Raw genomic sequence first — 15,162 nt, 5'->3', positions numbered from 1 at the left:
CGGCTTATGCGTACGGCAGGCACGCGATAACCAGGCCCAGATCGCCTTTAGAAACCATGGCTTTCGGACGCAGGTGACGTTTACGTTTAGTCGCTTTTTTGGTCAGAATGTGACGCAGGTTAGCGTGCTTGTGCTTAAAACCACCTTTACCGGTTTTTTTGAAGCGCTTAGCAGCACCGCGTACGGTCTTAATTTTTGGCATTTTAATAACTTCCACTTCGCATTGTTAATAAACGAAACATAGGCGAACAAAACCTGTGAAGCCTGAAGGCTTCACAGAATTGTTACTTGAAGGCCTTACTGTTTCTTCTTAGGAGCAAGCACCATGATCATCTGACGGCCTTCGATCTTCGTTGGGAAGGATTCGACCACTGCCAGTTCTTGCAAATCGTCTTTCACGCGATTAAGCACTTCCATACCGATTTGCTGGTGGGCCATTTCACGACCGCGGAAACGCAGCGTGATTTTGGCCTTATCGCCCTCTTCGAGAAAGCGAATCAGGCTGCGGAGTTTTACCTGATAGTCGCCTTCATCTGTCCCAGGACGGAATTTAATTTCCTTCACCTGGATAACTTTTTGCTTTTTCTTCTGTTCCTTAGAAGACTTACTCTTTTCATAGAGGAATTTGCCGTAATCCATTATACGACAAACCGGCGGCTCGGCGTTAGGGCTGATTTCGACTAAGTCTACTCCGGCTTCTTCAGCTTTTTCCAGAGCTTCTCTCAGACTCACAATACCAAGCTGCTCGCCTTCCAGACCTGTTAAGCGAACTTCTTGCGCGCGAATTTCGCTATTAATACGATTCGGACGCGCCGTTTGAACTCGTTTTCCGCCTTTAATACTTTATTCCTCCAGTTGTTGAAGACTGCGGCTGCGAATCTCTTGTTGCAGCTTCTCAATCACGTCATTTACGTCCAGACTGCCCAGGTCTTTACCGCGGCGGGTGCGAACGGCAACTTTGCCTGCTTCCACCTCTTTATCACCACAGACCAACATATAAGGGACACGACGTAAAGTGTGCTCGCGGATTTTAAAGCCAATCTTCTCATTTCTCAAGTCTGCTTTTACACGAATGCCCGCATTTTGTAGTTTCTGCGTCAATTCGTTAACGTATTCAGACTGCGAATCGGTAATATTCATCACGACTACCTGAACAGGCGCGAGCCATGTCGGGAAGAAACCAGCGAACTCTTCGGTCAGAATACCGATGAAGCGTTCCATCGACCCAAGAATCGCACGGTGAATCATTACCGGCACCTTACGCTCGTTGTCTTCGCCTACATAGGAGGCGCTCAGACGAGACGGTAAGGAGAAGTCCAGCTGTACTGTACCGCACTGCCATGCACGATCGAGGCAGTCATATAAGGTAAATTCAATTTTCGGACCGTAGAATGCGCCTTCACCCAGTTGATACTCAAACGGGATATTATTTTCTTCCAGCGCAACCGCCAGATCCGCCTCAGCACGATCCCACATCTCATCGCTGCCGATACGCTTGTCAGGACGAGTGGAAAGCTTGACGACGATCTTCTCGAAGCCAAAGGTGCTGTACATATCGTAGACCATACGAATACAAGCGTTAACTTCATCGCGGATCTGCTCTTCGGTGCAGAAGATATGCGCATCATCCTGCGTAAAGCCGCGTACGCGCATCAGACCATGCAGCGCGCCTGATGGCTCGTTACGGTGGCAGCTACCGAATTCCGCCATACGCAGCGGCAAATCACGATAGGATTTCAGACCCTGGTTAAAGATCTGAACGTGGCCCGGGCAGTTCATCGGCTTGATGCAATATTCGCGGTTTTCTGAGGATGTGGTGAACATCGCATCTTTATAGTTGTCCCAGTGCCCGGTTTTTTCCCACAGCACACGGTCCATCATGAACGGGCCTTTAACTTCTTGATACTGGTACTCTTTGAGTTTAGAACGAACAAAGACCTCCAGCTCGCGGAAGATAGTCCAGCCGTCGTTATGCCAGAACACCATGCCCGGCGCTTCTTCCTGCATATGATACAGGTCGAGCTGCTTACCAATTTTACGGTGGTCGCGTTTTGCGGCCTCTTCCAGGCGCTGCAGATAAGCGTTCAGGGCTTTTTTATCTGCCCATGCCGTACCGTAAATACGCTGCAACATCTTATTATTGCTGTCACCGCGCCAGTATGCGCCAGCAGTTTTCATCAGTTTAAAGTGATGGCAGAAACGCATATTCGGCACGTGCGGACCACGACACATGTCGACATATTCTTCATGATGGTACAAGCCTGGCTTATCATCATGGGCAATGTTTTCATCAAGAATGGAAACTTTGTAGCTTTCACCACGCTTCACGAAGGTTTCACGCGCTTCGTGCCAGCTGACTTTCTTCTTGATAACGTCGTAATTTTTCTCGGCGAGCTCATGCATCCGCTTTTCGAGCGCTTCGACATCTTCCTGAGTTAGCGTGCGGTCAAGATCAACGTCATAGTAAAAACCGTTGTCGACAACCGGGCCGATCGCCATTTTCGTGTGCGGCCAAAGTTGCTTGATAGCGTGACCTAACAGATGCGCGCAAGAGTGACGAATGATCTCCAGACCCTCTTCATCTTTTGCGGTGATGATGGAAAGCGTCGCATCATTTTCAATCAGATCGGAAGCATCAACCAGCTCGCCATTCACACGGCCCGCAATGGTGGCTTTCGCCAGGCCAGGACCAATGTCCAGAGCAACATCCATCGGGCTTACAGGGTGGTCATAATGGCGTTGGCTGCCATCAGGAAGAGTAATAACAGGCATGTTATATCCTTATTTGCAGTGGTGACCCATACGCAAGATCACATACAAAGAGAAAATGAATTTATTGACAGTGAGTTGTGTATCCATCTAGCCAACCATTGCTAAATTGGCGCACAACCTTCGACACAGACGAAAATCGCTATTTTCGTCCGGCATGACGATGGTAACACTAAAAAAAGGGAGATGGCATCACTCTGTAGCAAATCAAGACCCTTGACAGGATTTCTCCGTTATCTTTCTACGCGCCGTATAGCGCTTCTCATCGACAACCTAACTTCTGCGCCAGACTCCCCTTTGTTGTTTTCACCTCGCTGGCTACCGCTTCAGGCAAGGCAGACCACAGCGTCAGCACTGGCTTCGTTTTATGTTCGATAGCGTCCACGGTAACCTGATAGTCGCAAAAATTCGCCGAACGGGGCGTATTCTGATCCATAATAAACGCAGCGTAATTTCCTTCACTTTTTGACGGCGCCGTTCCGGTGAATAAAACCTTCCAGTACCCGCTGGGAATTTCTACCGTCGCATCTTCTGGCAATGTGGCGATATGCCGCTCAAAAAGGGGGCCGGTCACTACGTGCACTACAGATACATCAGCCTGTTTGGCAAGTTCGCGCACCCGGTTTTCCAGTGCAGCCCATGCTCCCTGATTCAGGGCGGATTTCTGCGGCGTAATATTCGATAAATAATTTAACGACGGCCAGTCCGATACGCCGCCCAATCCTGCCAACGGCGCCTGGTGTCCCCTATCGACTTTTAATAGCGTATGGGCATTTTTATAGGCGGAAGGGGCCAACGTATCCGAGGGCGGTAAATCGGGGTCCTGCGCCCAGTTCCGCGGGCGACCGCTTGCCTGGCTGGTTTTTGTCACGCTATAGGCAACCCAGTTGGCAAATTTCGTGGCGCTATTATTATTGAGCGTATAGACATGGCGATAGATTGTTTGTTGACTTCCTCCTTGAGGACAGCCAACGCTACAGTTATCAGGTTGTTGAACGAGTACGTTACGATGGGGTAACTCGGGTGCCGATGTTGTATCCTGGGGAGGATACGATGTAGTACATGCGCTTAATAATACTACGGGCAGTAATTTTAGCAGATTAATGGTCTTATTCACTTTTGCTTCCTTAATAATAACTGCCCTAATAATTCAGATAGTAATAATTTGGTTATATTACCCTACCAGCCGTTAGATACTCTCATCATTAAAGACAACACTATCACGGTAAAAATTAATAACAGATAAACATCGAAGTCATCATAGAAAATGAGCTCAAAAGAATACAACGTGATATTCATGTTGATACCAAAAAACATCGTATTATATGCATAATCGTGAAGCCAATAATTTCTCGCACTCAGATAGCGAATGAAAAATGGATATTCAATAATATCTGACGCATTTTTTTCAACACCATTTTTCAACATTAAGGCAACGTATCCTCTCAATGACTCGCTGCTGGCAGGAGTTTAGTTATATTTAAAGGTTTAATAAGCACTGCGCATCATGCTGCTGTGCTTATTACTTTGTAAAAATAAGAGTATTCACTTTCATATTCAGGGGTAAAAAGTGAACAAATACAGCTATTGCGCAACGATGATTGCCGCCATACTCAGTACGACCACAATGGCCAATGCCAGTAGCCTTGCTATTTCAGTGGCGAATGATGATGCAGGTATATTTCAACCATCCTTAAATGCCCTTTATGGGCACAAGGCTGCAGACCGGGGTGATTATACTGCCGGGCTCTTTTTAGGCTACAGCCACGATCTCACTGACGCCAGTCAACTCTCTTTTCATATCGCGCAAGATATTTATTCTCCATCAGGCGCTAACAAGAGAAAGCCTGAAGCCGTCAAAGGCGACCGCGCGTTCAGCGCCTTTCTTCATACCGGACTGGAGTGGAATTCATTAGCCACCAATTGGTTACGTTATCGTTTAGGTACCGATATCGGCGTTATTGGTCCTGACGCAGGTGGTCAGGAGGTTCAGAATCGGGCGCATCGAATAATAGGCGCAGAAAAATACCCTGCCTGGCAGGATCAAATTGAAAACCGTTATGGTTATACGGCCAAAGGAATGGTGTCCCTTACGCCAGCTATTGATATTCTGGGCGTCAATGTGGGCTTCTATCCAGAAGTCTCTGCTGTCGGCGGCAATCTCTTCCAGTATTTAGGGTACGGCGCAACCGTTGCGCTGGGAAATGATAAGACCTTCAACTCTGATAATGGGTTTGGGTTACTGTCCCGCCGAGGGTTAATACACACTCAAAAAGAGAGATTGATCTATAAGGTATTTGCTGGCGTTGAGCGCAGGGAAGTTGATAAAAACTACACGTTACAGGGGAAAACGCTGCAAACAAAAATGGAAACGGTGGATATTAATAAAACCGTGGATGAATATCGCGTCGGTGCCACCATCGGCTATTCTCCCGTCGCATTTTCTCTTTCTTTAAACAAAGTCACGTCGGAATTTCGCACCGGAGACGACTATTCTTATATCAACGGCGACATCACCTTCTTCTTCTGAGGCGTCACCACGGAATAACCGGGTTACGTAATGTAACCCGGTACAATATTACATCTTATAGCCCAGCGTTACCGTAGTGCGGCGATCGGTATGTTCAGGCGCTGATTCAGGCGGCTGCGAGTTCCACGTTAAATTATACCCCACCTTTAGACCAAAATGTTCGTTAATGGCGACATTGAGGGCTGTTTCCGAATTTAGTGTGGTGTCTTCTGCGCCAAATACTGACACCCCCTGTGTAAACTTAGCATTGTCAGTTAACTGCCAGGCATAGCTGCCGGAAGCATAACCCAACGGCTGCGTTTCAGTGGTATCGTCCGTATGTTCGTCATAGCGAACCCCTGGACCGAATTCAAAACGGAAGCTGTGCACTGGACCATTAAGGAACTGCCGCCCGTAACCGGCGGTCAGTACGTCGCGCTGACGATAACCGTTGAAACGGTCTGTCAGCCAACTGGCCTGGCCAAAGGTATAATCATAATCCGTCATATTAAAACGGTTACGCGCGCCTACCGCATATTTTTCTGAAGAGCGTTCATCATTAGAGGAGGTATTGCTGGCATTGCCCCATAATGACCAGGCGGTACGTTGTCCATACCAGGTCATCGCCGTGTCAGCCGTTAAGGAAGAACTTTTAGTATTGCCTGACTGAGCAAGGTAGCCCGCATTCAGATTACCTTCAAAAGGTTTTTTCGCGGTGGAGGGATCATCCATGACAGTAAAAACGGAATCATCGGCGGCGGCATACAGAGACGCGAACACGCCACCCGCCAGCATAACTACAGCGGGTACTGCCTTCAAAAGCTTCATTTATATAGAGTCCGTACAACTAAAAAAGAGACCACGACGGTCCCGGAAACTTTCATAGGGATCAATGACAAACGCCCCTGGAAAGGTAGCGAATTATAAGAAGCCCCGAATAACATAGCAATCAATTACTATTTCATTTTTTGAATAAGAACCCTCCCGAAGCATTCATTTATTTATATAACTTTACATCGTACTTCTTTAAATAAAGATCCGGAAAATCATGTTGTTAATTCCTTCACTTTCCGGGGATTAAGTGCCAGACTGAAATCAGCCTAACAGGAGGTAACGATGGTACGTATCTATACGTTGACGCTTGCGCCCTCTCTCGATAGCGCAACAATCACGCCGCAAATTTATCCCGAAGGTAAACTGCGGTGCTCCGCGCCGGTATTCGAACCCGGTGGCGGGGGTATTAATGTCGCTCGCGCCATTGCGCATCTTGGCGGCACCGCGACCGCAATTTTCCCGGCTGGCGGCGCTACCGGCGAACATCTGGTCGCACTACTGGCTGACGAAAATGTCCCCGTGTCTACCGTCGATGCGAAGGACTGGACGCGTCAGAACCTGCACGTCCACGTCGAGTCCAGCGGCGAACAGTATCGTTTTGTTATGCCCGGCGCCACGCTGGACGATGACGAATTTCGCCAGCTTGAAGAACAGGTACTGGAAATTGAATCCGGGGCAATTCTGGTTATCAGCGGCAGCCTTCCGCCCGGCGTTAAGGTCGAGAAACTCACGCAACTGATTTCCGCCGCGCAGAAGCAAGGCATTCGCTGCATTATTGATAGCTCTGGCGACGCGCTCACCGCCGCGCTGGCGCTTGGCGATATCGAACTGGTGAAACCTAACCTGAAAGAATTGAGCGCGTTGGTTAATCGCGATCTGACGCAACCTGATGATGTGCGTAAAGCGGCCCAGGAATTAGTGCAAAGCGGCAAGGCTCGCCGGGTAGTGGTCTCTCTGGGGCCGCAAGGGGCACTGGGCATAGACAGTGAGAATTGCATCCAGGTTGTTCCTCCCCCGGTGAAAAGTCAAAGTACTGTTGGCGCAGGCGACAGTATGGTAGGCGCGATGACGTTAAAACTGGCGCAAGACGCGTCGCTGGAAGAGATGGTGCGCTTCGGTGTGGCGGCAGGCAGCGCTGCTACGCTCAATCAAGGTACGCGTCTGTGTTCTCGTGACGATACCCAAAAAATATACGCCTATCTTTCCGCGCAATAATCGTTTCCCCCTCGCCGAGGGGGAAACCGGAAAATCGGTTAACGGGCGGCGCATCCGCCGCTGCTAAAAACACAGTTGCTCCCAACAAGGTGAACGATGGCCAGTGGCGATATTACCCGTTATGTTATTACCGTAACCTTCCATGAAGATTCCCTGACCGAGATTAACGAACTCAATAATCATCTGACGCGCAGCGGTTTTTTGCTGACATTAACGGACGATGAAGGGAATGTGCATGAGCTCGGCACCAATACGTTTGGCTTTGTTAGCGCTCAGAGCGCTGATGAAATCAAAGCGCTTGTCGCCGGACTTGCGAAAAGCGCGTTAGATAAGGATGTCGACATTACCGTGGCGACCTGGGAGGCGTGGAGTAAAAACGCACAATAAGTGCCATTCCCGCCGCGGCGCGTCCGCGATGTGCGTTAGTTCGTATTTTTTAACCGCATTTTTGCGCTAACCTTATGATCTAGCAGACAACGTGGGGAGAGACATTATGTGGCAAGCTATCAGTCGTCTTTTAAGCGAGCAAGTCGGTGAAGGCGAAATCGAACTGCGTAATGAACTGCCTGGCGGAGAAGTTCATGCCGCATGGCATTTACGTTATGCAGGCCATGATTTTTTCGTGAAGTGCGATGAACGAGAAATGCTTCGCGGTTTTACCGCTGAAGCCGATCAGCTGGAGCTGCTCTCCCGCAGTAAAACCGTTGTTGTGCCTAAGGTATGGGCGGTAGGTTCGGATCGGGATTACAGCTTTTTAGTCATGGACTACCTCTCGCCCCGCCCGCTGGATGCTCATAATGCGTTTATTCTTGGGCAACAGCTGGCGCGTCTGCACCAATGGAGCGATCAACCTCAATTCGGTCTCGATTTTGACAACGCGCTCTCTACCACGCCGCAGCCGAATACCTGGCAACGCCGTTGGTCGACTTTTTTCGCCGAACAGCGCATTGGCTGGCAGCTTGAACTCGCCGCGGAAAAAGGCATTACTTTTGGTAATATTGACGCCATTGTTGAACATGTTCAGCAACGTCTGGCGTCGCATCAACCGCAGCCTTCTCTTTTGCATGGCGATCTATGGTCGGCGAACTGCGCGCTTGGCCCTGACGGCCCCTATATCTTCGATCCAGCCTGCTATTGGGGCGACAGAGAATGCGATCTGGCGATGCTGCCGCTGCATACCGATCAGCCACCGCAGATTTATGATGGCTATCAGTCCGTTTCGCCGCTACCGCTGGATTTTCTCGACAGGCAGCCGATTTACCAGCTCTACACCCTGCTTAATCGGGCAAGGCTGTTTGGCGGTCAGCACCTGGCTACTGCGCAAAAAGCGATGGATCGGCTGCTTGCGGTATAGGTACAGCCCATGCCGGATACGGGCTATCCGGCATTTTTCAGTTTACATGAAGCCTAACAAGGAAAAGAAAAAGTAGCCGAGCACGATAATAATGACCGGCAAAATATAGAGCGGGAAAAACTGTAAAAAGATGGTATGGTGCGGCACCACGATACGTGACTCTATCTGCTCACGCGTTAGCCCTTCCGCGCCTTTTGCTTTTTCCAGAATCAACTGATCTTCCACGCCTTCACGCAAAAAACGTGACTGGCGGCTCATTCTGGCGCCGGAATCCTGCATCGCCAGCCCGACAAAAATCAGAATAAAAATGAGCCAGAAACCGATATTCAGGCTTCCCTGAAAATTCGGCGTCGGCGAGTTGTACCAAAAAACATTCAGAAACGGCGTATTCACGCGCATCATGTCTATCATTACGTGGGTAAAATCCAGCATTACCGCATTTATCCCCTCCTGCTTTTCACTGTGCGCATACATAAATTTAAGGACTGAGATGAGCGTGGAAAGCAGTGCCGGAATAAAAATAACCCACCCAACAACTCTTTTTAGGATTGCAATGCGTCCAGCTTGTTGATACGTCATGAGTTCCCCTTGATAAAGACGCGTCGTTTTGGCCTAAGTCTACCTGTTGATTCCCGTTTTCGCCTGATCTTTAAGGGCGATATACTAAGAACATGGTCATAATGAACGCTTAATTCGTTATTTTTTAATCTCAACAGGAGAGGTTGTGATGTCAACCCCACGTCAAATTCTTGCTGCAATTTTCGATATGGATGGACTACTGATCGATTCCGAACCGCTCTGGGATCGCGCTGAACTGGACGTGATGGCAAGTTTAGGCGTAGATATTACTCGGCGCCATGAGTTACCAGACACGCTTGGGCTACGCATTGATATGGTTGTCGATCTCTGGTTTGCGCAGCAACCGTGGAGCGGCCCCGATCGCCAGGAAGTGACAAACCGTGTCATTGCCCGCGCGATTACGCTTATCGAAGAGACGCGCCCTCTTTTACCGGGTGTGCGCGAGGCCGTGGCGCTGTGTAAAGCGCAGGGGCTATTAGTGGGGCTTGCCTCGGCATCGCCGCTGCATATGCTGGAAAAAGTGCTCACCATGTTTGAGCTGCGCGACAGTTTTGACGCGCTGGCCTCTGCGGAAAAATTGCCCTACAGCAAACCGCATCCGCAGGTCTATCTGGATTGTGCGGCCAAATTAGGCGTTGGTCCATTAACCTGCGTGGCGCTGGAGGATTCGGTGAATGGTCTAATCGCGGCAAAGGCGGCGCGAATGCGCGCCATTGTGGTGCCAGCAGAAGAAAACCAGCATGATCCGCGCTTTGCGCTGGCGAATGTCAAACTTAACTCACTGACAGAGCTGACGGCGGCGCATCTACTCGGTTAAGATGTTTCCGAAACAAAGTCAACGGGCAATTAGCCGCTGAGCCAGACGGCAAGCGGCTTTGACAGAGACAAAGAGTTACAACGTCACCACTTCCGCCTACTGTATAAAAACCCTATACTGTATGAATTGACAGTTTAATGGGTTTTATCATGACGGCGGAAGGACATCTTCTTTTTTCTATAGCCAGCGCGGTTTTCGCCAAGAATGCCGAGTTAACGCCCGTCCTTGCGCACGGCGACTGGTGGCATATTATTCCTTCGGCTATTTTGACCTGTCTGCTGCCGGATATCGACCACCCCAAATCTTTTCTTGGTCAGCGCCTGAAATGGGTATCGAAACCGATCGCCCGCGCGTTCGGTCACCGGGGGTTTACCCATAGTCTGCTGGCGGTCTTTGCCCTACTGGCGACCTTTTATCTCAAGGTTCCGGATACGTGGATTATCCCGGCGGATGCGCTGCAAGGCATGGTACTCGGCTATTTAAGCCATATCGTCGCGGATATGCTCACCCCCGCAGGCGTTCCCTTACTGTGGCCGTGCCGCTGGCGTTTCCGCCTGCCTATTCTGGCGCCGCGCAAAGGCAATCAACTGGAGCGATTTTTATGTATGGCGTTGTTTGCCTGGGCGGTGTGGATGCCGCAGTCCATGCCGGAAAACAACGTCATACGCTGGTCTTCGCAGATGATCACTATCCTGCAAATGCAGTTCAATCGTTTTATAAATCACCAGATTGATTAGTAAATCAACGCCAAAGTCATTTTTGGTATAAACCATTCCATTTGAATATAAGAGCCAGCTCACAGTTCTGCTAATCTTGCGCGAACAGAATCGCTAAAACACAGCGCTTCATAATAAAAAAATCAGGAGAACGGGGATGAATTTTCCATTAATTGCGAACATTGCGGTGTTCGTCATTCTGCTGTTTGTACTGGCGCAGGCCCGTCATAAACAGTGGAGTCTGGCTAAAAAAGTGCTTGTCGGCCTTGTGATGGGCGTGGTCTTTGGTCTGGCCCTGCACACCATTTATGGCGCTGACAGTCAGGTGTTAAAAGACTCCATTCAGTGGTTCAATATTGTCGGCAACGGCTATGTGCAATTGCTACAAATGATTGTGATGCCGCTGGTATTCGCCTCTATTTTAAGCGCCGTGGCACGACTGCATAACGCCTCTCAATTGGGGAAAATCAGTTTTCTGACTATCGGCACGCTGCTGTTTACTACCCTTATCGCAGCGCTGGTAGGCGTGCTGGTTACCAATCTGTTCGGACTGACGGCGGAAGGTCTGGTTCAGGGCGGCGCGGAAACCGCGCGTCTGAATGCCATTGAGACGAGCTATGTCGGCAAAGTGGCCGATCTCAGCGTGCCGCAACTGGTGCTGTCTTTTGTACCGAAAAATCCGTTTGCGGATCTGACTGGTGCAAATCCTACGTCTATTATCAGCGTGGTGATTTTCGCCGCATTCCTGGGCGTGGCCGCGCTTAAACTGCTGAAAGATGATGCGCCAAAAGGCGAGCGTGTGCTTGTTGCTATCGATACCCTGCAAAGCTGGGTGATGAAGCTGGTGCGTCTGGTGATGCAACTTACGCCTTATGGCGTACTGGCGCTGATGACGAAAGTGGTTGCCGGCTCCAATCTGCAGGACATTATTAAGCTTGGAAGCTTCGTGGTAGCGTCATATCTTGGTCTGGCGATAATGTTTGTGGTTCACGGCATACTATTGGGCGTGAACGGGATTAGCCCGCTGAAATATTTCCGCAAGGTGTGGCCGGTGCTGACATTTGCCTTTACCAGCCGCTCCAGCGCCGCCTCCATTCCACTTAATGTGGAAGCGCAAACCCGCCGCCTGGGCGTGCCGGAGTCCATCGCCAGCTTTGCGGCCTCTTTTGGCGCGACCATCGGCCAAAACGGTTGCGCCGGTCTTTATCCTGCGATGTTGGCGGTAATGGTTGCGCCGACGGTCGGCATCAACCCCTTAGACCCCGTATGGATAGCCACGCTGGTGGGTATCGTTACCGTAAGTTCGGCGGGTGTTGCCGGCGTTGGCGGCGGCGCGACCTTCGCCGCGCTGATTGTGCTGCCTGCCATGGGCTTACCGGTCACGCTGGTCGCGCTGTTAATCTCCGTCGAACCGTTGATTGATATGGGCCGTACCGCACTGAACGTGAGTGGCTCAATGACCGCGGGTACGCTGACCAGCCAGTGGCTGAAGCAGACCGATAAAACCATTCTCGATAGCGAAGAAGACGCCGAACTGGCGCATCGATAATACATTATCGGGAGTTCACATCGTCTGAGACACGACGATCAACAACTCAAAATGTCTGTCACTAAAAACGCCGGTCTCCAGTACCGGCGTTTTGTTTTTTCTTAGTCAGCGATTTCGTTTTCCTGGCGAACCTGATTCGCCCAACGTTGCGCCGATTCTGGCACGCTAAAGGCGGGCGACCGTTGAAATGACTCCCCCGTCAGAACAAAGGCAACATATTTACCGCGCAGTATCCAGACGTCGCGAAACGTATCCATTTTTATCGCATGTTCCGGCGGCGCGGGTTCAACACGCGGAATATAGCTAATAATCTGGCGATTTTGCTGGCGAAGAGGTTTCATCATTAATGCTTCACTAAAAGAGGCTAAGGCTAAAAATCAGAAAAACACTATTTTAGCCGATCTTCGCCCCCGACGTCCTGTTCCGCGCGTGCGATTTCCCCGTTATACCCTGTCTGCCGTTCCGCTCTCCCCCGGCATAATTGCTGAAATGTTCTATAGTTAGAGTGATTTTGACTACTACCACGCCCATTTCAGTGATGAAAGCAGGAGACGAGTTCAATGTCGCATAATGAGAAATCCCCCCATCAGTCCCCCGTGCATGATACCCGTGAATCACAGCCCGGCCTGGACTCCCTGGCGCCGTCAGACGGTTCACATCGCCCCACGCCAGAACCGACGCCGCCGGGCGCACAACCAACGGCCCCCGGCAGCTTAAAAGCGCCCGAGACCGCGAATGATAAGCTCACCGCCCTCGACGCCTTTCGTAAAGGCAGCGAAAATTATGCGCTGACCACCAATCAGGGCGTGCGCATCGCCGACGATCAAAATTCTCTTCGCGCCGGCAGCCGCGGCCCTACGCTGTTGGAAGATTTTATCCTGCGCGAGAAAATTACCCACTTTGACCATGAGCGTATCCCGGAGAGGATCGTTCACGCCCGCGGATCTGCAGCGCACGGCTATTTTCAGCCATATAAGGATCTGAGCGACATCACGAAAGCCGCGTTTCTGTGCGATCCACAGAAAATTACCCCGGTCTTTGTTCGCTTTTCGACAGTACAGGGCGGCGCGGGGTCTGCTGATACCGTACGTGATATCCGCGGTTTTGCGACCAAATTTTATACCGAAGAGGGAATTTTCGATCTCGTCGGTAATAACACGCCGATCTTTTTTATCCAGGATGCGCATAAGTTTCCGGATTTTGTGCACGCCGTTAAGCCCGAACCTCATTGGGCTATTCCGCAAGGACAGAGCGCGCACGACACCTTCTGGGACTATGTTTCCTTACAGCCTGAGACGCTGCACAACGTCATGTGGGCAATGTCGGATCGCGGTATTCCACGGAGTTATCGGACGATGGAAGGGTTCGGCATTCACACCTTCCGTCTGATCAATGCACAAGGGAAAGCGACCTTTGTCCGTTTCCACTGGAAACCGTTGGCAGGTAAAGCCTCGCTGGTGTGGGATGAGTCACAAAAACTGACCGGTCGCGATCCGGATTTTCACCGCCGGGATCTGTGGGAGGCCATCGAAGCGGGCGATTTCCCGGAATACGAGCTGGGCCTACAACTCATTGCCGAAGAGGATGAATTTAAATTCGATTTTGATCTGCTCGATCCGACCAAACTGATTCCGGAAGAGTTGGTGCCAGTACAACGCGTCGGCAAAATGGTGTTAAACCGTAATCCGGATAACTTTTTCGCTGAAAACGAACAGGCGGCATTTCATCCAGGGCATATTGTTCCCGGCATTGATTTTACCAACGATCCGCTGTTACAGGGGCGTCTGTTCTCTTATACCGACACGCAAATCAGCCGTCTGGGCGGGCCAAACTTCCACGAAATTCCGATTAACCGCCCTACCTGCCCCTACCATAACTTCCAGCGTGACGGTATGCACCGGATGGATATCGACACCAATCCGGCGAACTATGAACCGAACTCCATTAATGACAACTGGCCGCGCGAAACGCCGCCAGCGCCAAAACGCGGCGGCTTCGAATCATACCAGGAACGCGTGGATGGCAATAAAATCCGCGAACGCAGCCCCTCTTTCGGTGAATATTACGCGCATCCTCGCCTGTTCTGGCTCAGTCAGACGCCGATAGAACAGCAGCATATTATTGACGCGTTCAGCTTTGAACTGGGTAAAGTCGCCCGCGCGTATATTCGGGAGCGGGTGGTCGATCAGTTAGCGCATATTGATGTCACGCTGGCTCAGGGCGTCGCGCATAATCTCGGTTTTGCACTCACCCATGAGCAAACGCAAATTGCCCCGCCTCCTGATGTCAACGGTCTGAAAAAAGATCCGGCGCTCAGCCTGTATGCGGTGCCAGACGGCGATGTTAAAGGCCGCGTGGTCGCTATCCTGCTGAACGACAAGGTTAACGCCGCCGATCTGCTGACCATTTTGCAGGCTTTAAAAGCTAAAGGCGTCCACGCAAAACTGCTCTATTCACGGATGGGTGAAGTAACGGCTGATGACGGTTCAACATTAACTATTGCGGCAACCTTTGCCGGCGCGCCGTCGCTAACAGTCGATGCGGTAATAGTACCGTGCGGCAATATTGCCGATATCGAGAGTTGTGGCGATGCCCGTTACTACCTTCTGGAAGCCTACAAACATCTGAAGCCCATCGCACTGGCAGGCGACGCCCGACGGTTTAAGGCGCTTTTAAACATTGATAGCCAGGGGGAAGAAGGACTTGTTGAGGCAGATAACGTTGACCACCACTTTATGGACACTCTATTGACGTTGATGGCGGCACACCGTGTCTGGTCGCGTGCGGGGAAAATTAACGCGATTCCTGCATAAACGGCAA

The 15,162-nt window shown here is 50.6% G+C and carries 15 protein-coding genes and 1 pseudogene; 8 read left to right on the top strand and 8 right to left on the bottom strand.

All coding sequences use genetic code 11. The features are described from left to right. Positions 1 to 4: 4 nt before the first annotated feature. From rpmI to J4645_RS04965, 5 genes and pseudogenes are all read right to left on the bottom strand, one after another. Entirely contained in the window at positions 5 to 202 is a 198-nt protein-coding gene (gene rpmI, locus J4645_RS04985; protein WP_001124225.1) for a 50S ribosomal protein L35, read from the bottom strand. A gap of 95 nt (positions 203 to 297) precedes the next feature. Beyond that, positions 298 to 840, bottom strand: a complete 543-nt coding sequence (infC, locus tag J4645_RS04980; protein WP_001574431.1) for a translation initiation factor IF-3 — start codon at positions 838 to 840, stop codon at positions 298 to 300. Between the two features lie 3 nt (positions 841 to 843). Next, positions 844 to 2,772 (bottom strand): threonine--tRNA ligase, encoded by a 1,929-nt coding sequence (thrS, locus tag J4645_RS04975; RefSeq protein ID WP_001144226.1) that lies wholly within the window; start codon positions 2,770 to 2,772, stop codon positions 844 to 846. Between the two features lie 259 nt (positions 2,773 to 3,031). Then, positions 3,032 to 3,886 carry a DNA/RNA non-specific endonuclease gene (locus J4645_RS04970; RefSeq protein WP_001044092.1) on the bottom strand — a complete coding sequence of 285 codons (855 nt, stop codon included), beginning with the start codon at positions 3,884 to 3,886 and terminating at the stop codon, positions 3,032 to 3,034. Then, a pseudogene (locus tag J4645_RS04965) lies at positions 3,883 to 4,197 on the bottom strand (hypothetical protein). The gene J4645_RS04970 and the pseudogene J4645_RS04965 overlap by 4 nt, the downstream one beginning before the upstream one ends. A 142-nt stretch (positions 4,198 to 4,339) precedes the next feature. Here J4645_RS04965 and J4645_RS04960 point away from each other — a divergent pair. Further along, on the top strand, positions 4,340 to 5,299 hold the full coding sequence (locus tag J4645_RS04960) for a lipid A deacylase LpxR family protein (protein ID WP_001046435.1): 960 nt from the start codon (positions 4,340 to 4,342) through the stop codon (positions 5,297 to 5,299). Positions 5,300 to 5,347: 48 nt separating this feature from the next. Here J4645_RS04960 and J4645_RS04955 read toward each other — a convergent pair whose 3' ends face one another. Then, positions 5,348 to 6,106, bottom strand: a complete 759-nt coding sequence (locus J4645_RS04955) for a YdiY family protein (protein ID WP_000770981.1) — start codon at positions 6,104 to 6,106, stop codon at positions 5,348 to 5,350. 288 nt (positions 6,107 to 6,394) lie between these two features. On the opposite strand from J4645_RS04955, the gene pfkB reads away from it, so the two are divergent. The 3 genes from pfkB (at position 6,395) to J4645_RS04940 (ending at position 8,681) form a co-directional block, all read left to right on the top strand. Next, the gene (gene pfkB, locus J4645_RS04950) at positions 6,395 to 7,327 is read left to right on the top strand and encodes a 6-phosphofructokinase II (RefSeq protein ID WP_000251707.1); all 933 of its coding nucleotides are present in this window, start codon (positions 6,395 to 6,397) and stop codon (positions 7,325 to 7,327) included. A gap of 96 nt (positions 7,328 to 7,423) precedes the next feature. Continuing rightward, complete coding sequence (gene ghoS, locus J4645_RS04945; RefSeq protein WP_000146133.1) at positions 7,424 to 7,714, top strand: type V toxin-antitoxin system endoribonuclease antitoxin GhoS; 291 nt, start codon at positions 7,424 to 7,426, stop codon at positions 7,712 to 7,714. A 106-nt stretch (positions 7,715 to 7,820) separates the two neighbouring features. Further along, positions 7,821 to 8,681: a fructosamine kinase family protein gene (locus J4645_RS04940; RefSeq protein WP_000267686.1), complete on the top strand. Its 861-nt coding sequence runs from the start codon at positions 7,821 to 7,823 to the stop codon at positions 8,679 to 8,681. 42 nt (positions 8,682 to 8,723) lie between these two features. Here the strand turns inward: J4645_RS04940 and J4645_RS04935 are convergent, their stop codons facing one another. Continuing rightward, complete coding sequence (locus J4645_RS04935) at positions 8,724 to 9,260, bottom strand: YniB family protein (RefSeq protein WP_000222158.1); 537 nt, start codon at positions 9,258 to 9,260, stop codon at positions 8,724 to 8,726. A 148-nt stretch (positions 9,261 to 9,408) separates the two neighbouring features. Between J4645_RS04935 and hxpB the strand changes: the two genes are divergently transcribed. From hxpB to tcyP, 3 genes are all read left to right on the top strand, one after another. Next, positions 9,409 to 10,077, top strand: a complete 669-nt coding sequence (gene hxpB, locus J4645_RS04930; RefSeq protein WP_000106857.1) for a hexitol phosphatase HxpB — start codon at positions 9,409 to 9,411, stop codon at positions 10,075 to 10,077. 137 nt (positions 10,078 to 10,214) lie between these two features. Then, the gene (locus J4645_RS04925; RefSeq protein ID WP_000505804.1) at positions 10,215 to 10,814 is read left to right on the top strand and encodes a metal-dependent hydrolase; all 600 of its coding nucleotides are present in this window, start codon (positions 10,215 to 10,217) and stop codon (positions 10,812 to 10,814) included. Positions 10,815 to 10,950: 136 nt separating this feature from the next. Further along, complete coding sequence (gene tcyP, locus J4645_RS04920; RefSeq protein ID WP_001010662.1) at positions 10,951 to 12,342, top strand: cystine/sulfocysteine:cation symporter; 1,392 nt, start codon at positions 10,951 to 10,953, stop codon at positions 12,340 to 12,342. Between the two features lie 101 nt (positions 12,343 to 12,443). Here the strand turns inward: tcyP and cedA are convergent, their stop codons facing one another. Further along, positions 12,444 to 12,686, bottom strand: a complete 243-nt coding sequence (gene cedA / locus J4645_RS04915; RefSeq protein ID WP_000977510.1) for a cell division activator CedA — start codon at positions 12,684 to 12,686, stop codon at positions 12,444 to 12,446. Between the two features lie 216 nt (positions 12,687 to 12,902). Here cedA and katE point away from each other — a divergent pair, with 216 nt between their 5' ends. Continuing rightward, positions 12,903 to 15,155 carry a catalase HPII gene (gene katE, locus J4645_RS04910; RefSeq protein ID WP_000019097.1) on the top strand — a complete coding sequence of 751 codons (2,253 nt, stop codon included), beginning with the start codon at positions 12,903 to 12,905 and terminating at the stop codon, positions 15,153 to 15,155. Positions 15,156 to 15,162 lie beyond the last annotated feature (7 nt).

Source organism: Salmonella sp. 32082101201600294FB01SM01, from assembly GCF_017572865.1.
GTDB lineage: Bacteria > Pseudomonadota > Gammaproteobacteria > Enterobacterales > Enterobacteriaceae > Salmonella > Salmonella enterica.
Note: the sequence above shows the minus strand (reverse complement) of the source record. Positions and strands in the feature narration are given on the sequence as shown.